At 40.7% G+C, this 18,215-nt stretch carries 24 protein-coding genes, 1 pseudogene and 2 riboswitches; of the genes and pseudogenes, 20 read left to right on the top strand and 5 right to left on the bottom strand.

Annotation, left to right across the window (positions count from 1 at the left end; all coding sequences use genetic code 11):
* Positions 1-13 precede the first annotated feature (13 nt).
* Entirely contained in the window at positions 14-544 is a 531-nt protein-coding gene (locus VP98_RS08360) for a GNAT family N-acetyltransferase (protein WP_046174932.1), read from the bottom strand.
* 274 nt (positions 545-818) lie between these two features.
* Between VP98_RS08360 and VP98_RS18830 the strand changes: the two genes are divergently transcribed.
* Positions 819-1,067, top strand: a complete 249-nt coding sequence (locus tag VP98_RS18830; RefSeq protein WP_156151346.1) for a hypothetical protein — start codon at positions 819-821, stop codon at positions 1,065-1,067.
* 247 nt (positions 1,068-1,314) lie between these two features.
* Positions 1,315-1,875 (top strand): annotated as a pseudogene (locus VP98_RS08355) (glycoside hydrolase family 25 protein); the annotation flags it as partial.
* Positions 1,876-2,078: 203 nt separating this feature from the next.
* On the opposite strand, the gene VP98_RS08350 reads toward VP98_RS08355, so the two are convergent.
* Together VP98_RS08350 and VP98_RS19075 are read right to left on the bottom strand one after the other, a co-directional pair.
* The gene (locus VP98_RS08350) at positions 2,079-2,300 is read right to left on the bottom strand and encodes a DUF2188 domain-containing protein (RefSeq protein WP_046174931.1); all 222 of its coding nucleotides are present in this window, start codon (positions 2,298-2,300) and stop codon (positions 2,079-2,081) included.
* A 49-nt stretch (positions 2,301-2,349) separates the two neighbouring features.
* Positions 2,350-2,520 carry a hypothetical protein gene (locus VP98_RS19075; RefSeq protein ID WP_197076573.1) on the bottom strand — a complete coding sequence of 57 codons (171 nt, stop codon included), beginning with the start codon at positions 2,518-2,520 and terminating at the stop codon, positions 2,350-2,352.
* Between the two features lie 489 nt (positions 2,521-3,009).
* On the opposite strand from VP98_RS19075, the gene VP98_RS08345 reads away from it, so the two are divergent.
* The 3 genes from VP98_RS08345 to VP98_RS08335 all read left to right on the top strand — a co-directional run bounded on the left by VP98_RS08345 (position 3,010) and on the right by VP98_RS08335 (position 5,112).
* Positions 3,010-3,327: an IDEAL domain-containing protein gene (locus tag VP98_RS08345; protein ID WP_046174930.1), complete on the top strand. Its 318-nt coding sequence runs from the start codon at positions 3,010-3,012 to the stop codon at positions 3,325-3,327.
* A gap of 230 nt (positions 3,328-3,557) precedes the next feature.
* Positions 3,558-3,794, top strand: a complete 237-nt coding sequence (locus VP98_RS08340; protein WP_046174929.1) for a hypothetical protein — start codon at positions 3,558-3,560, stop codon at positions 3,792-3,794.
* Positions 3,795-4,257: 463 nt separating this feature from the next.
* Complete coding sequence (locus VP98_RS08335) at positions 4,258-5,112, top strand: STAS domain-containing protein (protein WP_046174928.1); 855 nt, start codon at positions 4,258-4,260, stop codon at positions 5,110-5,112.
* A gap of 162 nt (positions 5,113-5,274) precedes the next feature.
* On the opposite strand, the gene VP98_RS08330 is transcribed toward VP98_RS08335, so the two are convergent.
* On the bottom strand, positions 5,275-5,505 hold the full coding sequence (locus tag VP98_RS08330; RefSeq protein ID WP_046174927.1) for a hypothetical protein: 231 nt from the start codon (positions 5,503-5,505) through the stop codon (positions 5,275-5,277).
* A gap of 154 nt (positions 5,506-5,659) precedes the next feature.
* On the opposite strand from VP98_RS08330, the gene VP98_RS08325 reads away from it, so the two are divergent.
* From VP98_RS08325 to VP98_RS18825, 6 genes are all read left to right on the top strand, one after another.
* Positions 5,660-5,896 (top strand): spore coat associated protein CotJA, encoded by a 237-nt coding sequence (locus VP98_RS08325; RefSeq protein WP_046175458.1) that lies wholly within the window; start codon positions 5,660-5,662, stop codon positions 5,894-5,896.
* On the top strand, positions 5,889-6,152 hold the full coding sequence (locus VP98_RS08320) for a spore coat protein CotJB (RefSeq protein ID WP_046174926.1): 264 nt from the start codon (positions 5,889-5,891) through the stop codon (positions 6,150-6,152). The genes VP98_RS08325 and VP98_RS08320 overlap by 8 nt, the downstream gene beginning before the upstream one ends.
* Positions 6,153-6,176: 24 nt before the next feature.
* Positions 6,177-6,746 (top strand): manganese catalase family protein, encoded by a 570-nt coding sequence (locus VP98_RS08315; RefSeq protein ID WP_046174925.1) that lies wholly within the window; start codon positions 6,177-6,179, stop codon positions 6,744-6,746.
* A 272-nt stretch (positions 6,747-7,018) separates the two neighbouring features.
* Positions 7,019-7,609, top strand: a complete 591-nt coding sequence (locus tag VP98_RS08310) for a YiiX/YebB-like N1pC/P60 family cysteine hydrolase (RefSeq protein ID WP_046174924.1) — start codon at positions 7,019-7,021, stop codon at positions 7,607-7,609.
* A gap of 221 nt (positions 7,610-7,830) precedes the next feature.
* Complete coding sequence (locus VP98_RS08305; RefSeq protein ID WP_046174923.1) at positions 7,831-8,085, top strand: hypothetical protein; 255 nt, start codon at positions 7,831-7,833, stop codon at positions 8,083-8,085.
* Between the two features lie 191 nt (positions 8,086-8,276).
* Positions 8,277-8,648 carry a hypothetical protein gene (locus VP98_RS18825; RefSeq protein WP_156151345.1) on the top strand — a complete coding sequence of 124 codons (372 nt, stop codon included), beginning with the start codon at positions 8,277-8,279 and terminating at the stop codon, positions 8,646-8,648.
* Here the strand turns inward: VP98_RS18825 and VP98_RS08300 are convergent.
* Positions 8,547-10,016 carry a recombinase family protein gene (locus tag VP98_RS08300; RefSeq protein ID WP_052712192.1) on the bottom strand — a complete coding sequence of 490 codons (1,470 nt, stop codon included), beginning with the start codon at positions 10,014-10,016 and terminating at the stop codon, positions 8,547-8,549. The two genes, VP98_RS18825 and VP98_RS08300, sit on opposite strands and share 102 nt — an antisense overlap.
* Positions 10,017-10,267: 251 nt before the next feature.
* On the opposite strand from VP98_RS08300, the gene VP98_RS18820 reads away from it, so the two are divergent.
* The 9 genes from VP98_RS18820 to VP98_RS08255 all read left to right on the top strand — a co-directional run bounded on the left by VP98_RS18820 (position 10,268) and on the right by VP98_RS08255 (position 18,213).
* Complete coding sequence (locus VP98_RS18820) at positions 10,268-10,426, top strand: hypothetical protein (protein ID WP_156151344.1); 159 nt, start codon at positions 10,268-10,270, stop codon at positions 10,424-10,426.
* A 113-nt stretch (positions 10,427-10,539) separates the two neighbouring features.
* Complete coding sequence (locus VP98_RS08295) at positions 10,540-11,103, top strand: hypothetical protein (RefSeq protein WP_052712191.1); 564 nt, start codon at positions 10,540-10,542, stop codon at positions 11,101-11,103.
* A gap of 469 nt (positions 11,104-11,572) precedes the next feature.
* Positions 11,573-11,667: riboswitch (cyclic di-GMP riboswitch) on the top strand.
* 62 nt (positions 11,668-11,729) lie between these two features.
* A complete protein-coding gene (locus tag VP98_RS08290; protein ID WP_231584148.1) occupies positions 11,730-12,038 on the top strand; it encodes a hypothetical protein in 309 nt (102 codons plus the stop codon).
* A 238-nt stretch (positions 12,039-12,276) separates the two neighbouring features.
* Positions 12,277-12,364, top strand: a riboswitch (cyclic di-GMP riboswitch).
* Between the two features lie 157 nt (positions 12,365-12,521).
* Positions 12,522-12,800: a helix-turn-helix domain-containing protein gene (locus tag VP98_RS08280; protein ID WP_046174919.1), complete on the top strand. Its 279-nt coding sequence runs from the start codon at positions 12,522-12,524 to the stop codon at positions 12,798-12,800.
* Between the two features lie 491 nt (positions 12,801-13,291).
* Complete coding sequence (locus tag VP98_RS08275) at positions 13,292-13,585, top strand: Dabb family protein (RefSeq protein ID WP_046174918.1); 294 nt, start codon at positions 13,292-13,294, stop codon at positions 13,583-13,585.
* A gap of 182 nt (positions 13,586-13,767) precedes the next feature.
* A complete protein-coding gene (locus tag VP98_RS08270) occupies positions 13,768-14,955 on the top strand; it encodes a DNA polymerase IV (RefSeq protein ID WP_046174917.1) in 1,188 nt (395 codons plus the stop codon).
* Between the two features lie 30 nt (positions 14,956-14,985).
* Positions 14,986-16,296 (top strand): D-serine ammonia-lyase, encoded by a 1,311-nt coding sequence (locus VP98_RS08265; RefSeq protein ID WP_046174916.1) that lies wholly within the window; start codon positions 14,986-14,988, stop codon positions 16,294-16,296.
* Between the two features lie 116 nt (positions 16,297-16,412).
* Positions 16,413-17,429 (top strand): ABC transporter ATP-binding protein, encoded by a 1,017-nt coding sequence (locus VP98_RS08260; RefSeq protein WP_046174915.1) that lies wholly within the window; start codon positions 16,413-16,415, stop codon positions 17,427-17,429.
* On the top strand, positions 17,422-18,213 hold the full coding sequence (locus tag VP98_RS08255) for an ABC transporter permease (RefSeq protein ID WP_046174914.1): 792 nt from the start codon (positions 17,422-17,424) through the stop codon (positions 18,211-18,213). The genes VP98_RS08260 and VP98_RS08255 overlap by 8 nt, the downstream gene beginning before the upstream one ends.
* Positions 18,214-18,215 lie beyond the last annotated feature (2 nt).

The raw sequence follows: 18,215 nt of genomic DNA, 5'->3' as shown, positions 1-18,215 counted from the left end.
GGTCGAAAACAAATTAATCTGTGCTCAGCTTTGAATACATATTAAGATCAACAAAACGGCCCTTTACTTTTTCGCTTTTTCTCAATGTTCCTTCAAAATAAAACCCTGATTTTTCTAATACTTTAATAGAATTGAAGTTTTCAGGTTCTACTTTTGCTTCAATTCGAACCAAACCCAGCTCTTTAAAAGCATAATCTTCCAGAATGGAAACAGCTTCAGAAGCATAAGCTTTTCCCCAGAAGTTTCTGGCAAGATCATACCCGATTTCCGCTCTGGCGTTTTCGCGGTCAAGAACATTAAAACCGCAGGAACCAATTATCAGATTTGATTTTTTTTCAATAATGGTGAAGCGGATTGCCCTGTTTTCCGCAGCAAGTTTATTCAGCAGCAGGATCATTTCCTTTGCTTGCTCCTCTTTGGTGAAGTTTGTTATATTCATAAATCTAGTAACTTCTGGATCAGACCAGATTTCAAATAAGCGGCGGGAATCAGCTTCTGTTATTTTTCTTAAATACAATCTTTCGGTATGTAAAAAATCCTTCATTTTCCTGTACCTCCTTGTTATACAAGTAATGAATAAGTGAAAAACAGCTGCCGGGGGATTTTTCGTTCTGATTCAGGGCTGGATTTATAAATTGTACCATTTTTATCTTTATTTATAAAAATATGGTTTTAATTGTAAAAGTGCAGAGTATTTTGATCCGCATATGGCTGTATTCATTAATTAAAGAATCTTCAGTATTGTGGCAATTTGAAGTGCTGAATTGTATTTGATCGCTTCTTTTCGCTCCGAGTGATTTATCTTGGGGGGGGCCGGAATGAAAAAGGAGCCTGGTTATTTTTATTTTCCTATCCGTTACCGCATCATCTTTTGCGATGATTCCAATTTTCGCGCGCCTTTTACTTCCGCAGCAAAAAGCGCCTTAAGCGCTTTAGGAGGAACGGTGTTTTCTTTTTGTTTTTGGCAGCTTGTTTTTTTGAAATCTGCTTCTATTATCATGTTTTACTTCTTGCTCCTGCTGTTTTGGCAGAAAAACAAGAGAGACAATAAAACTTACCGCCAATAGCGTACAGACAATCCAGCCGAAAACCTCAACAGAATCCATCCGAACACCTCCTGTATTAAGTTTTTAAAAAGGAACAAAAAAAGACCTTTCTACTAATAAGATATGAAAGAAATAATGGGTTTAGCATTTTTAACAAAAGAAAGCAACGGCTGCCGCGTTTGCAGCTCTGTAAAGAGGGAACGGCTAGGTAGTAACGAATTCTATACAAAAGTCCGCGGACACACTTTATACGGAAATGAGGAGGAAAATGAAGAGGATTATTGATGTGTCGCATCATCAGGGAGTAATTGACTGGTCTACAGCCAGGGAACAGGTAGAACTTGCTATTTTACGTGTACAGGATGGCAGCACTACGCCTGACAGGCAGTATGCGGCAAATGCAGCTGGATGTAAAAAAAATCACATACCATTTGGAAACTACGCTTTTTGCCGGTTTGTTTCAATAGAGGATGCCAGGAAAGAAGCCCGTGATTTTTGGGAACGAGGAGATCAGGACGCTTTCTTTTGGGTAGCGGATGTAGAAATCAAAACAATGGAGGATATGCGTGCCGGCACTCAAGCGTTTATTGATGAACTGTACCATTTGGGAGCCAAAAAAGCAGGCTTGTATGCAGCTCATCACAGGTATGCGGCTTTTGAAGCAGCAGATGTTAAAGCTGACTTTAAATGGATTCCCCGCTATAGCAGCAATAAACCGGCATTTCCCTGTGATCTCTGGCAGTACACCGATCAAGGAAAAGTAGCCGGTATTACCGGGAATGTTGACCTTAACCGGTTAAATGGAAGCAAAACATTAGAATGGTTTCTTGGCGATCTTCCAACTAAAGCTGCTGGAGAAAAAACAAAGGCGATTAACAATAAAAGCAGAAAAGATGAAAAACCAGCTTTTTTGTTAAAGGAAGCAGCTTCCCAGGCTGTTCAAATCATTCACAGGCTGTTTAAGTAAACGAAAAAAGAGAAAATGCAATTCGAAAGCAAAAAGCCTTTCAGAAAACTGAAAGGCTTTTTGCTTTATCCCTTTGGTGGAAATGGGTCGTTTCCGTAGCTGTCTTTTGTACGAATTCGTCCATCGCGGCCATGGATCACTACTTCCGAATGTTGGTTTTTCGCTTTTTCTTTTGCAAACTGCTTTGCTTCTTGCTGAGTTTCAAACAATTTGGTTGCTTTCGTGTTGCCGGAACCTTTTACCTGCCATCCTTGTTCATGTTTTAAAATATGCTGGTCTTTGCCCACTCACAGCCGCCTCCTATAAGAAATCTTTTGAAATAATAAGAAAAAATTGTTAAAAGAGCCTGTTGCTTTTTGATTTTGCTTTTTCGTAATTTTTCTGCAGAAAGCTGGAATCAGATTCAGAAAATAATTTTGGTTTTTTTAATATAAAAAGAACGGAACTAATAAAACAGATGGTTAAAAAAGCAGATAAAAACCACCCAACTATTTCAATTGGTGCCATGATACAGAAAACCTCCTTGCTCATGGAATATTGAATTATTTCTTTACCCTTTTTCATAAAAGGTAAACATACTGTGCTGAAAGAAAAATAAAAAACCGGGAATTTTCCCCGGTTTAAAAGACTGGCTGAAATAGGAGTAGAGGGAATAGATATCCCGACTCTATCAGCTTAACCTGTATGTAAAAAAATATACCAAAAAAGAACCAGGCATTTTAAAAACGCAATTCTAAAATAAAAGAAAGAATAATAAGTGAATAATATAAAATATGTAAAATTCGAATATAAACGGAATAGAAAGAAACGTCTATTACAGTCTTTTATAACATACACTGAAACAAGCAGAAATTTTCGAAAGATGGAACTAGAACGCTTTTATAAAAATTAAGCCAGGTTCTTTTCAGGCATAGTAAAAGACTCATAAACAATTTTTGTTTTTGGGATAAGAAGTGTTGGCCAGTTCAAAAAAATTAAGCAGAAAGGAAGGTTAGTATGCTGAAAATGGGCGAATGGAAAACCATTAAAATTGGTGATGCCACAGCTATTGGCTATATAAGCAATATTAATAATTATAGCTGTCCTGGAGATTGCGTTGAATTTACAAAAGTAGGCTGGATAATTGGTGGAATCATCGAATGGCGCAGGCCGACACAGGGCATTTACGAATCAAATCGTCTCCGCTCCGCTGTCAGGCTGCTGGACCAGTATCAGGATAAAACCATTTTGATTGATTTAGCGCTTGCCACAAGAGATAAACAGTGGTTTGAACAGCTGACACAAAAACGTCCAGGCTGCGAAGAAACAGATTAGAAAAAAAGAATCTGTATTTCCTTTCTTTAAATATAGAGGCGGTAAATGCCGGGATGCGTCCTCAGAGGCGCTTTTTTGTATTTAAGAACATGTAATTTTTTCATTGAACATATGAGGCGATGGGCCGGGCTGTTTGACCGGCAGGGTTCTATAACGAAAATATGTTCGTTTCTCAGTTGAATTTTGAACGTTTGTTCGGTATAATAGGAACAGGAAAGGGAGGATGTAAAATGAATGGTTTGTTTCAAATGTCCCTTGAAGAAAAAAAGCCTGTTTTAATTATGTATATGACAGAAGACAGGGTGATTACCGATCGTAACATTATTGTAAGAAAAATCCATCCTGACTATATTCAGGCCTACTGCTTTAAGCGGAGAGGACTGCGGACGTTTAAGCGGGAAAATATTTTAGCGGCTTCAAAACCGTTTCAAAAAAAGAAGCATGGACGGTTTGAGACAGCAATCTAAAAAGATAGAATAATAGTGAAGCAGCGAACAGCTGCTTTTTCGGAAACGGCAAAAGCCTCCGTTAATCAGGAGCTCTTGCCGTTTCTTTTTGTGTTTGGTTTTCACTTATCCGCCAGTAAATATACTCGGCACAACAAAAAGATAAAAGGAACGTTTAATGGTTCTGTTTTTAAATGAAATACAGGTAGAAAAACGTCTTCGTATATACTGTCGGATAGAACTCAATAATATAAAAAGGCTATACGACATTGATTGGATAACCTATAATAAAAAAAGCTTAAAACAGAGTGCGGAAGGAGCAGGAAAGGAAATAAAAAGACATTCTCGGATTTAAAGAGAAGGATTCTTATTTCAAAAATGCTCCCCATGCCTTTAAGTAACAATGACTGAAAGAAAAATTGGATACAGCTGTTTTTTCTGCCGGTAATGATTCAGCCGGCAGGCGCATGGAGGAGGAAAAGAAATGGTCAATGAATTGCAGCTATTAGGTGATATAATCATTGAAAAGAAACGGGAAATTGCCCAATTAATTCATGAGAAAAGAATGTCTGGCGTGATGTTAACCGAACAGCAAAAAAAGGAACTTCAAAGGCTGGAACCCACTATAATGGACATGCGCATTCAATTTATTGAGCTGCTTGGGGCAGGGATAACGGAACAATCCGGCTCGCAAAAGATATTCCCCGAAATAGAGGAATGGGGGAAAGAGACAGGGGCTTATTTTTATGATCTTGGTGCCCCTTTGGATGAAGCCTTAAAAGAAACAAGATATTACCGTACATATATTTGGAAGGCTATGGAGAAAGAGGCTATTGCAAGAAATCTGTCTGCCGCTTCTATCTTCAAACTTATTTCGGTATTTGACCCATTATTAGATCACGCAGTTTATTACTTTAGTTTGGAATATGTTCGAATGCATCAAAAAACGCTGGAAAATGCAAGAAATGCTTTCCTGGAACTGTCGGTGCCTGTCGTTCCACTGTTGAAAGGAGTCGGGGTTCTTCCGCTGATCGGAAACATTGATACAGAACGGTCGCGTTTGCTGATGGAAAAAACCTTGCAGCAAGCTACAAATTTAAAACTGACTCATCTTATCTTTGATGTATCCGGTGTGCAGATTGTAGACACTATGGTAGCAGACCAGCTTTTTAAAGTCATTGACGCTTTATCGCTTCTCGGTGTGGAGACAATCATTACTGGGATACGCCCTGAAGTCGCACAGACAATGATCACGCTTGGTTTAAGCGTTGAAAATTTAAACGTAAAAGCAAACTTACATCAGGCATTTGAGGATATCCGTTTACTCAAAGATAAATAATCCAGACAACTGACAAAGCAGCTAAAAAAGGAGCCTTTTAAAAGGCTCCTTTTTTAGCTGCTGAGAAAACAAAGACAGTGGTTAAGCGAAACAGAAAATGAAGGAATCCGCAATTTGTATCAACATTTATGGCGGTTGTTTCAGCTTATCGCTGTTTTTCTTTTAACGGCTTGATGAGTCGCTTCTTTTTTTGTATTCTTGCTCAATCTGGCTTCTGATAGGAGAATGCTCGATTACGGCTTCGGCCTGTTCTACGGTCATTCCCCGGACTTTTTGCAGCCAGTTGGCCATGTGCTGCTTTTCATCTTCAAATTCATCAATTTCAAGCTGTCTGGTTTTTTCTTCTTTTGAAAGCAAATAGTCTTCATAAAGACGCTGATAATCAATATTCATAAAAATCGCTCCTTTATTGCATGCCATACCCACAAAACCGGCTTGAAAAAACCTATTTTTCGTATTAAACAGCCCGGGACCCGGTTCATAATATTCAGCAGCAAAACATATATAAAATGGATGATGGATAGGAGGGGAAAATGTGAATAGCCAGATGCAGATTTTTAGTCATGTTAAGTCGTATGTCCCGCCTCGCAGCCCTTTTGATCCATGTCCACCTATCGGAACGAAATATTACAGTACACCGCCTAATTTATATTTAGGCTTCCAGCCGCCGGGTCTGCCGCAGTTTTCTCCTGCTGATGCTTTAAGGAAAGGGACACTCTGGAAAGTACTTTATGATTATTATGATAATCCTTACCGTAAAGGAGCGGGGAAAACTCATGGTTAAACCTCTTCCTAAGGAGTACTACACGAGGCTGGAAGAAATTCAGGCAGCTGATTTCGTTGCATTAGAATTAGTACTGTACTTAAACACACACCCGACTGACCGGCAGGCAATTGAACAACACAATCAATTTGCCCGTCACAGCAGGCAGTTAAAGCAGGCATTTGAAGTTCAATTTGGTCCATTGCAGCACGGGAGCCCAAACCCTTCGCAGACTGTTTGGACATGGGGCGAGTCTCCGTGGCCCTGGCAGGTCTAAAAAAGCAGAAAAGGTGGAAATGGAATGTGGATCTACGAGAAAAAACTGCAATATCCAGTCAAAGTCAGTACGTGTAATCCAACGCTGGCAAAGTATTTAATGGAGCAGTACGGAGGGGCAGACGGAGAGCTGGCGGCGGCTCTTCGGTATATGAATCAGCGGTACACCATTCCGGATAAGGTAATTGGGCTTTTAAACGATATTGCCACAGAAGAATTTGCCCATCTGGAAATGATTGCAACGATGATTTATAAGCTGACAAAAGACGCGACTCCCCAGCAGCTCCGCGATGCGGGATTGGCCGAGCATTATGTCAGCCATGACAGTGCCCTTTTTTATAATAATGCAGCAGGGGTGCCATTTACAGCTGCTTATATACAGGCCAAAGGAGATCCAATTGCTGATTTATATGAAGATATTGCAGCGGAAGAAAAAGCAAGAGCGACTTATCAATGGATTATTGACCTGTCAGACGACCCGGATTTAAACGATTCACTTCGTTTTTTAAGAGAACGGGAAGTTGTTCATTCACAGCGCTTTCGTGAAGCAGTGGAGATGTTAAAAGAGGATCAGAACCGGAAAAAAGTTTTTTAATGAACAAAACCAGAGCATTCCCGCTCTGGTTTTTTTAATGAGAACTAAAATCAATGACTGTTCCAATAATGATAAGAGAATAAAAAATGCAATAAGAAAAGACCCTGCCCATATCCCCGGCACTTTCTTCTGCGCTTGAATTCGCTTTCCCGTCTTCTGTATGCCAGAGTATGCTGAGAAAAAAACCACTTCCTGGACAGGCAGGCTTTGTTAATAACGACTCAGCAAAGAAAGCATATTGTGTAATGAGGTGTTCAGGGGGGGGAAGAGAAATGGGGACAAAAAAATTCCAGGAAATTAATCCCGTTCATTATGAACAGGCAGTGAAAAGTATTCAAACAGGGGATCTTTTACTTTGCAGCGGTACGTATTTAATCAGTGAATTCATTAAAAAAGCCTCTAATTCTTTTATAAGCCATGTTGCTTTTTTGTTTAAATGGCATAACCGGACTCTTGTATTCGAGAGCGTGGAAGGTACCGGTGTCCGGATTATTCCGCTTCTGCAATACGTATCAAATTACGAAAACACCGGAAAAAAGTATAAAGGCTCGCTTTATATTGCCCGTCATGAACAGCTGATATCTTCTTCTTTTGACCGGTCCCTTTTAAAAAATATGATGGGCAAAGCAATCGACTTGCTCAATCAGGATTATAACCAGGCGGAATTAATTAAAATTTTGACCCGGATTAAGCTTGGGATTGGCCGGCACGAGGATAACGACCAATATATTTGTTCAGAATTTGTCGACCAGTGCTTCCAGCAAATAGGCATCTCGTTTCCTCGTGATGAAGGAGGTTTTATTTACCCTGAGCATATTGCAGCTGATTCCAGTGTTTATCCGATGTTTGAACTGGCAGCCTGACGTAAAGCAGCCAGGAGTATATTTGCTCTGTAAGTAAATACCGCAAATTCTGCCATTTCGTCACTTATTAAACACTCTTTTTAAAACAGTGATGCTTAATAAGCAAAAATTTATTTGAATTAAAACACTATATGTAAAATTCAAAATTTATAAAAAAAAGCATACATTACAGCAAAAAGGGAAAAGGATGATACTGAAAAAGAAAAAGGAAGTGACCAGTTATGCAAATAGAAAAACGGGCATTACAAGTATTGACTGAAATCAAAAATGGCAGCAAGCCTGAACAGGGAAATGACAGCCTTGAATTGTTTGGAGAAGCTCTTCACTTTCTTGATTCCAATAATCTTGCTACAGGAATTACTGTAAACCGTGCAGACGAAACAAAAGAAGTGACTGGCTATACAATTGAGGATGAATGTTCAGTTACAGTATCCGGTTATGAGTTTCTTGAAAAAAATACCGGGCCAGAAGAATAATCAAACACCATACTCTTTTTATTGGAAAAATGCTGTCTCCGCTGAGAAGTCCCTGGTGGAGATAGTATTTTTTATAAGGAATCAATAAAGAAATTCAAGCAGAAGAAGCAAAATTACTGTTAAAAAGAAGCGCATTCAGCCGGCTAATTGCATCTAATATTAATAGCAGTAGCGGCGAGGAGGGGGGACATATGCTCAAACCCGGTGACTGGGTTATTATTGCAAATGGGCAGGAACGGATTATTGGATTTATCCGCGACTTTTCCAGACTGCGGAATGAAGTGTACATTGTACAAGTGTCTAAGTATTTGGACAAACGGATAACAGCCATTAAACCAGTTCTAGAGGTTGTAGAAACAAAAAAAGTAATGGCGGTGGGACTGACCCTGGCCAAAGAAGATTGGGACGCCATGATTGACCTCCCTATCAGGGGTAAAAGCAGGTATACCCTGCTGATTCAGCTATTTCGCACTAACGATCCAAAAATGCTTGGATGTGCCCGGTCCACAGGGAGATTTCACTCTGGCATCAATGACAATTTCCGAAAAAATGGACGTGATTAATTTTTTTCGTTCTTCATCATCTGCAATATCCCAGACAGCTTTAAAATGATAAATCATGTTTTCTAATTCCCCAGGAGATAGTTTGGCTGTATCGTCCTGATCAGGCACCCTGCTCCATCCTTCTTCCAGATTTTTCTGCTTTATTTTCAAAGCAGCCAGCTGATTATTTAACTCTTCCATGTCAATCAAATCATTGATGAACATTAATTTGTATTTATTGATCGTTTTTTTCACGTTATCAAGTTCCCTGGCAGCAGCTTTTCTGTCAGCGTTTGAATCCGCAATTTGTTTGGCCTGCGGTTTTGAAAACCAGTTTTCGGTTAAATCGTTGAAAGTCCGTATTATTTCTTCTGCTAACCGGCTTTCTTGTATCTGGGGCATGGCGCAGTCCCCGGACTTTATTTTATTGGAACACCGATAATACTTCGTAACCCTTGTCTCTCCATTTTTTTCTTTATACTTATAAGCAGTTCCAGTCATAGAGGCGCCGCACTTTCCACATAGGAGAACAGAGGTGAAATAATATTTGCCGGTCAATGCTTTTCCTTTCTTACTTTTTCGCGCGTCCAATATTTTTTGTACCTCCCAGAATTCGTTTTCCGTGACAATAGGATCAATCAGCTCACTTTCAAAAATACGCTGATCCTCCAGCGGCCGGTCCGTTTTTCCGCTGCCTTCATTATAGCGGAAGCGCCCTGTGTAGACTGGATTCCTTAAAATATAGTGTACAGTGAATCCGCTCCAATTAAAGCCTTTTCTCGTGCGGCAGTTCTCTGCATTAAGTGATTTGGAAATGGCATCCATACCTTTTGATTTTGCCATTTTAAAAATTTTTTTGACAATATCTGCTTCATGCTTAATGATGCGAAAAGAGCTGCCCTCTAACGTATATCCATACGGAACAATTCCGCCCATCCATTCACCCAGGCTGGCTTTCTTCAGCATACCGAATTTAACACGCTCAGCGAGGTTCTCGCGTTCCCATTGTGCCAGGGCGGCTACAAGTGTGATAAACAAGCGCCCGATCGCTGTAGTGGTGTCATAAACCTCTGTGGCAGACTTGAATTTCACGCCATACTGATCAAAAATATTAAGCAGCTCGTACAGATCCAGAACGGAGCGGGTGAGACGATCGAGACGATAGACAAGAACGACGTCAAACAGTCCGTCTTTTAAATCCGTCAGCATCCGCTGCAGTTGTTCGCGTTTTAAATCCTTCGCTGAGCGGCCTTCATCCCGATAAACCTGGACAATTTCCCAGTCCTGGGAGAGTGCATAGGCACTCAGCTTTTCTTCCTGGGCAGCGAGTGAATAGCCATGCTGCGCCTGTTCCTCCGTTGATACACGTATATAAAGAGCAGCTTTCATTTTTTCACCTCGGTATCAAGAGTTAATTGCTTTCAAGCGCAATTCAAGAAAGCGAGTAATACAGTTGCGTCAATTAACAGGCAGTGAACATACATGCGCTGTCAGGAATTTCTTATCAAGATAGACCTCCTTTTATTTTATAAGGTAATCTGGCGAAAAAGGACTAATTCAATTTAAAATGTTTGTCCAGCCATACCGGCATAAAGAGAGGCATAGTTATAAGCATTACAGCTATGAAAGGCGGTCATGTAATGAAGAAGCCTATCCTCGAGCCTGTTGATTTCACGCCGGAGAAAGCAGAAAAAGTGAAGGCAGTTATGGAAGAAATTCTGTCTCGCCATACGGGCACCAGGGTCGTAATCACCAGCTATGAGATAGCGCCTCGCAAACGCAGAGATGAACCTTCTTGATCTTTCTTTATACATTCAAAGGGGAATAAAGAGAAAGGAGGCACTTTGATTATTGAGTTGAAACAGTTTTTATTGGATATGCTAATAAAAAACTGTTTTAGATGGTGATGCATTTGAAAAAGAAAATGATTTTATTTTTAAGCATAACGTTTGTAGTCGTAATGGCCGCCGTTTTTATCCAAGACATCACAAAGGGAGACTTTTCTGCCACCTGGCCGGATGCACTGGGCAGAATTTTGTTCAGTGTACTGCCTGTTTTTCTTTTATTTCTTAGAAAAATTCGGTTCAGCCTTTCTTTGATCATCGGTTACTACCTTTTCTTATTTTGTACATTCATTCTGGGTGCCATTCTCGGCTTTTATAATCGTTTCCGCTGGTGGGATACAGTGCTTCATTTTTTCGGCAGTGCTTATACGGCCTTTATTGGCATAGCTATTTATAATATTCTTCTGCCAAATGCCCTGGAAAAAGGAATTTCACGATGGATGATTTTTTTATTCGTTTTTTCATTTGCAATGACTATTAACATATTATGGGAAAGCGCTGAATTTATCGGGGCTGTTACAGGCTTTATGGTAGAAGACAAAAACAAGGATACGATGACGGATTTGCTGACGGGTACAGCAGGAGGACTAGTTGTCGCTTGCTGGGCTGGGTTCCGAAAGAGAACTGGCTGAAATAAAAGAATTTTCGGCTGGAAGCTGCAATGAAGAAATGCAAGCATAAAAAAACAGCCAGAGGAGACTCTGGCTGAAAGAAGACTTCGACTGTAAGGAGTTGAGTATTAAACTCACACTACCAGTATCTCCGCTTAATAAAATTTTAAACAAGAAATAAAAAAAGCCAGGCTGTCCTGGCTGTCCATTGGCAGATCCCTTTTCACACTTACCACCAATAAAGGTATATGCTGCAAAAAATGATGTATGCAAAAAAGCCGGAAGAAATTATCCGGCTGCTGAAGCATTAATGATTTCATAGAAAAAGGACAGGAGCAGCTTTTTCTCATATTCTCTAAAGATGTTTAGTTATTTTGAATTAAAAAACGCATTCGCTTGTTATGATCAATAGGAATAATGGTCTGATTTTTAAAACTGAGAGTAAGTAATTTTTCATTGACCGACACGATTCGACATGATTTAATAAATACAATGATAAAGGCAAACTTATCCGAAAGGGAAGGACGCAAAGCCACGGGCCTAACATTCATTTATTTATTGAGTTACGGCAGCCGGGCTGCCAAATAGGGAAGTACCTCCGTATTTGGTCTAAGAATGATGAAAGGCGGACAGTGATGCGGAAGGAAATGAATGAAGTAAGGTCACATATTGAGAAATTTTTTATTTTGTTAAAAAACTATCCAGACAGCGTAGATTCAACTTTTATTTATGTAAGATTTTTGCGCTCTTTTTTAAGAGGAAATACCCAAAAAGATGTATTGCCGGCTATTGAAATAATGACTTTGCTGAAAGAACATAAACCTGTTGTTTTTCAAACGATGAAAAAGCTATCGGAAAAAGATAACATGCTGGCTTTTTTAACTGGCCTCTCTATGAATATCCAAGAGGCGGAAAATAAACTTCAGGCCATTTTTGAAAATAAAAATGAAAAGTAACAGGTGCCAATCGGAAAAGCACTATTAATAATATTATAAGAGGATAGAGCGCTTATTTAAGCATCAAAACAAAGCAAACGGGATACTCCTCCTGTTTGCTTTTTATTATATTAAAAAGAATAGAAAAAGATAATATAAAACAGATATGATTTAAAAGGAGTTGAAAGCAGCAATTTGCCATAAGTTTAAGCTTAACAAAATAGGTATATAGGCCGATATATAAAGTGCATCCAACTATTGTACGAACGGGCAAAACTATTAAAAAATAGTGACGCAAAGCTAAAGGGGCTAAGGTGAAAAAAACACTATGCCAGCCAGTTATCGAATACGGTTTACGTACAATTTTAAAAAGGGAGAACATTTTATGCCGCTATACACCATGAAAGAAAGTTTAATGTTAGTAAAGTGGACTAGAACCGGGTTTTTAAAGAAGATGAATAAAGATAGGATCTTTTTTAATAAGACGGGGAAGGAAATACGGGAATGGGAATAAGAGCGGAAATAAAAAAAACGATCCCATTAAAAGACGATAAACGGGTTCCGGGGCAAGTGCTTTCAAAGAAAGAAAAGAAATTTATAGAAAACTTAGTTTATGAAAGAAAGAAAAGCGGATTTACACAAAGAGATATTGCCAAAAAAATAGGGTCGGATCAAGCGGCCATTGCGAGACTGGAAACAATGAGGGTAAACCCGACTTTAAAAACAATCATCAGTATATTGGATGCCATGGATATGCAGATTATCATTGTAGATAAGAAATGAATACATTCAATTTGGAAGGGCGAGCTGCCCGAAAGCCTTGGTTTCAGCCAGGGCTTATCTAAATACGGAAGGATACGCAATTTCCTTATGATCTATTAACAGAAAATCATGATTGAGAGGGACCCAAACGTATAAAGACCTTCTTTTTCCTCTTGACCAGGCATTGGCTGACAATCTCCTCTATATGTGTGATAAAAGCCTATATAATTTTTAATTTAATATCGAGATTCTACCACTTAATAAAAGAAAATAACTAGTTTCAATGTGTTCGAATCAATTTGTTTATTTGTATAAATGGTTACATGTCTTTAGGAGTAATCGTTTTACAAACATACCTGCTTTTCATTGTGTCAGCACTTGCCATTATGACAGATGATGAACAATGGTTCCGTCAATTATCCAAAAGAAAGCCGGGATAGAAGGGAATTATTTACCGACGGGTAAAAAAATGCTATAGTCAATGAAAGTAATTTTTGAAAAGAGGACTTACCATGATTGATCATATTGTACTTGTGAAATTTGCGGAAACAACGACTCCCGAGCAGCTTAAAGAAGTAACAAAGCGTTTTAAAGCTCTTGAACAGCACCTTGAAGGTGTTATCGATATTCAGGCAGGTATTAATTTTTCTGAAAAAAATCAAGGCTATCAAGTTGTATTAACGACTCGCTTTGAAAATAAGGCGGCACTTGACGCCTACGGGCCTCATCCTGAGCATCAGGCAGTAGCTGCTTTTATTCGTGAAGTGGGCCGGCTTGACAGCATTGTTGTTGATATTGAAATCTAAGGCTTTCATTCCTTGATTGTTCGAGGGGTTTTTTGAAGTTATTTTCTGCTAAAAACTATAACGGCTTAATGTTAACCCCATGGCAGCTGCCATGGGGTTAATCGCGCCCGCTGTCTATTTATAATATAAATGTTTGCAAAATGGTAAAATAATTTAAAGTGGTTTTCCCAGGGGGTGAGAAGATGGCGGAATTTTATCCGAAAAATGGCCGGGTAATTCTCCACATTGATGCGAACGCATTCTTTGCCAGTGTGGAAATAGCGGAAAATCCAGCACTGAAAAATAAGCCGGTCATCATTGCCGGGAACCCGGAAGAGCGAAAAGGAATCGTAGTAGCGGCTAATTATTTATGCAAGGAAAAAGGTGTCTACACAACAATGGCCCTGAAGGAAGCGTTAAAGCTTGTACCGGAAGCAGTTGTCATTAAACCGAATCACGCTGTTTATAAAGAATACTCTCAAAAAATATTTGCCTGCCTGGCCGAAATTTCCCCTGTTATTGAGTATGCGTCTATTGATGAAGCTTACCTTGACATTACAAAGTGCTCCCATCTTGGCTCTCCAATTGATATTGCCGTGCAGATTCAGCAGGAGATTGCGGACCGGTTTCATATTCCTATTTCTATTGGAATTGCCCCGAATAAATTTTTAGCCAAGATGGCGAGTGATATGAAAAAGCCGCTCGGGCTTACGGTGTTAAGAAAAAGGGATGTAAAGCATGTACTTTGGGATAAGCCCGTATTAGAAGCACACGGAATAGGGGAGAAAACAGCTGCGAAACTGCGGGAGCAGGGGATAATTACCATAGGCGATCTGGCAAGAGCAGATACTGCCAAAATTCGTGCAATAATGGGCATAAGAGGGGTGAGGATGCGCGACAGGGTTAACGGCATAGACGACCGCCCGGTTGATCCAGAAGCGAATACATCTTACAAAAGCATTGGCAATTCTGCTACATTCCCTCAAAACCTTACGGAACCGGCCGCCATTCGCGCTAAATTGCGCGGGCTATCTCAATCCGTGAGCGGTAGGATGAAGCAGAAAAACGCCGTCTCGAGGACGATCCAGGTAACGATTCGTTACGATGATTTTACAACGGTCACAAGGAGCAGGACATTCAAGCAAGATATACAGGATGAGGAGCAGCTTCTGGCTGCCGCCGAATCGCTCTTTTTTAAACATTGGAATGGCGAACCGGTCAGGCTGCTTGGCGTTACCGCACAAAATGCCGTTGATAAGCGAACCGAGACCACACAGATGGACCTGTTTTCTTTTCAAGAAGAAGCGGACAAATTAGAACCGCTTTATACGGCTGTTGAAGCTTTAAAGCAAAAATTCGGCGAAAGTATTATAAAAAAAGGGCTCCAATAATGGAGCAATTACCGGGGGAGGAAGAGAGGATTGGATCTTAATGCACTTTCACGGCAGCACCCGATCATTCAGGAATTAAGGGAGAAGCAGAACACTTTATGGATGAATAACAGCCGGAAGAGAGAGGATTTTTCCCGGTTTACGATAAAAGACGTGGAAGAAGCGGAAAGCCGGCTGCAGCGGTTTGCTCCCTATCTTGAAAAAGCATTTCCGGAGCTCGAGCAAACGAATGGATTGATTGAGTCCCCGATTGTGGCTATTCCTCACATGAAAAAATGGCTTGAGCAAAAAGCCGGCGGAAAAATTGACGGTGATTTATGGCTGAAAGCGGATCATGCTCTTCCCGTATCCGGTTCAATTAAAGCACGGGGAGGGATATATGAAGTTTTAACCTATGCTGAAAACCTTGCTCTGGAAAAAGGCTTGATAACAGAAAAAGACAGCTATTCAGCGTTTAAGCAGCCGGCGTTTAAGCAGCTTTTTTCCTCGCACCACATTATTGTTGGATCAACCGGGAATTTAGGTCTTAGCATTGGAATTATGAGCGCTAAAATGGGCTTTAATGTAACAGTCCATATGTCAGCAGACGCAAAAGAGTGGAAAAAAGCATTGCTGCGTGACAGGGGAGCGATTGTTGTAGAACATAGAGCTGATTATGAAAAAGCGGTCGCCCGGGGGCGGAAAGAAGCAGAACAGTCCCCGAATGCATACTTTGTTGATGACGAGCATTCCCACCTTTTGTTCTTAGGGTATGCAGCTGCAGGGCTGAGGCTGAAAAAGCAGTTTGCTCGTGCCGGGCTTACAGTGGACAGGCATCATCCTCTTTACGTATATTTACCCTGCGGCATTGGCGGCGGGCCGGGCGGCGTTGCGTTTGGCCTTCAGCTCGTATTTGGTCCGCATGTTCATTGTTTTTTTGCAGAGCCGACGGAAAGTCCCTGTATGCTTCTTGGTCTTGCAACAGGCCTTCATGATCAAATTTCTGTACAGGAAATTGGCCTTTCCAATCAAACAGAGGCAGACGGTCTCGCGGTCGGGCGCCCTTCCGGCTTTGTTGGAAAACTAGCAGCCTCTTTTATAGCTGGCAGCTATACGGTTAAAGATGAGCAATTGTTCGGCATGCTTGCCGGGCTGGCGGAAACAGAAAAAATCAGGCTTGAACCATCCGCCCTGGCAGGAATGGCCGGCCCGCTAGTCCTTTCCCATCATAAGAAAGTGAAAGGCCATCCACTGCATCTTGTCTGGGCAACCGGAGGAAGCATGGTACCGGACAGCATCATGGAGCAGTACATTCGAAAAGGACGCAGCGTTTCGGAAGAAAGCTTTAAGATGAATATATAAGTGGTTTTTATTAGCCAAAACAGTTTGAATGCAGCAGCCAGGAAAAATAATTTGTGTCCCTGCATGCTCTTCGGTAAACTATTGAAGGTGAAAAGAAAGAGGAGACGTGTATTGTTTTGGAAAAGATAATTGAAGTAAAAGAATTGCGAAAAGAATTTAAATCACATTCAAGCCGCTCGGGATTGAAAGGTGCATTCCGTGATTTGCTAACGCGCAACTACAAAGTAATTCCGGCTGTAAACGATATTTCTTTTTCAGTAAAACGAGGGGAAATGGTTGGCTATATCGGAGAGAATGGAGCCGGAAAGTCAACGAGTATTAAAATGCTTACAGGTATTTTAACACCTACATCCGGAGCTGTCCGTGTGAATGGGATGGATCCCCATAAAGAGCGCGAGCAGTTTGTCCGGTCCATTGGAGTTGTATTTGGCCAGCGTTCACAGCTCTGGTGGGACATCGCTGTTCAGGAATCCTTTCGCCTTCTGAAGAAAGTCTATAATGTACCGGATGAAGTTTACCATGATCATATGAGCCATGTGATTGACTCACTTGATATCGGTCCGCTGCTTGATAAGCCTGTTCGTAAGCTGTCACTGGGCCAGCGGATGCGGTGTGAGCTTGCAGCAGCGCTGCTGCATAATCCGCCGCTTTTGTTTTTAGATGAGCCGACTATTGGGCTGGATGTGCTTGTAAAATTGAAAATCCGGGAATTTTTAAAGGAAATGAACGCCAGATACAACACAACCATTTTGCTTACCACGCATGATTTAAGCGATATTGAAGCGCTTTGTGAGCGGGTTGTAATGCTGGATGAAGGGAAAATCATTTATGATGGCGGGCTTTCAAGCCTGCGGTCAAATTGGGGAGAAGGCAAGCAGATTGAATTTCAGTTTGCTGACACCGCTGTAACGAAAGAAACGCTTCAGCCGCTGCTGGCAGAAATGGAAGCTGCCTGGACACCTGGCGGCCGCCCAAACGTCTGGATTGCCAATGTACTGAATGAAGAACAGGTAATTTCAGAAGTGATTGGCCGGGTTGTGGCTGCGCATAAAATCACGGATTTAAAAGTCCACGAAATTTCCATTGAAGATATTATTCGTAATATTTATGAAGAAGGCGTGAAAAATGGGTAAGTATATTGAAATGATTCGAATCCGTTTTTTAATGATGCTGGCGTACCGAACAAATTATTATAGCGGTATTTTAATTTACAGCATTAATATTGGAGCCTATTATTTTCTTTGGAATGCGATTTATGGGGATAAAGGATCGATTGAAGGCATGAGCGCTCTGCAAATGACCTCTTACATTGCGATCGCATGGATGGCCCGGGCATTTTACTTTAATAATATCGACCGGGAAATCGCACAGGAAATTAAGGAAGGAAAAGTAGCGGTAGAACTGATCCGCCCTTACAACTATTTGCTTATGAAAACAATGCAGGGGCTTGGTGAAGGGATTTTCCGCCTTTCTTTCTTTTCGTTTCCCGGCATGGTAATTGTGGCGCTTATTTTTCCGATTGCTTTTTCAGCTGATCCGGTTACCTGGCTGCTATTTGCTGTTGCGCTTGTATTCAGCTTTTTAATTAACATGCAGATAAATTTATTGACGGGCATTTTAACATTTTTCTTCTATAACAATACAGGCCTGATCCGGGCAAAACGGGTTATTATTGATTTGTTTTCCGGGCTGCTGCTTCCGATTAGCTTCTTTCCAGGCTGGGCACAGCAAATTATGAATTTCTTGCCTTTTCAGGGGATCAGCTATGTGCCAAGCATGATTTTTACAGAAAGCTTCAGTGGCTCTGAAGTGATCCATGCCGTATTGCTGCAAATTGTCTGGGTGTTCATTTTAGTTCTCCCAATTCAAACTCTATGGCTGATCGCCAGAAAACAGCTGGTTGTGCAGGGAGGATAAAC

The sequence above is a fragment of the Domibacillus indicus genome (assembly GCF_000970685.1).
Classification (GTDB): Bacteria; Bacillota; Bacilli; order Bacillales; family Domibacillaceae; genus Domibacillus; species Domibacillus indicus.
Note: the sequence above shows the minus strand (reverse complement) of the source record. Positions and strands in the feature narration are given on the sequence as shown.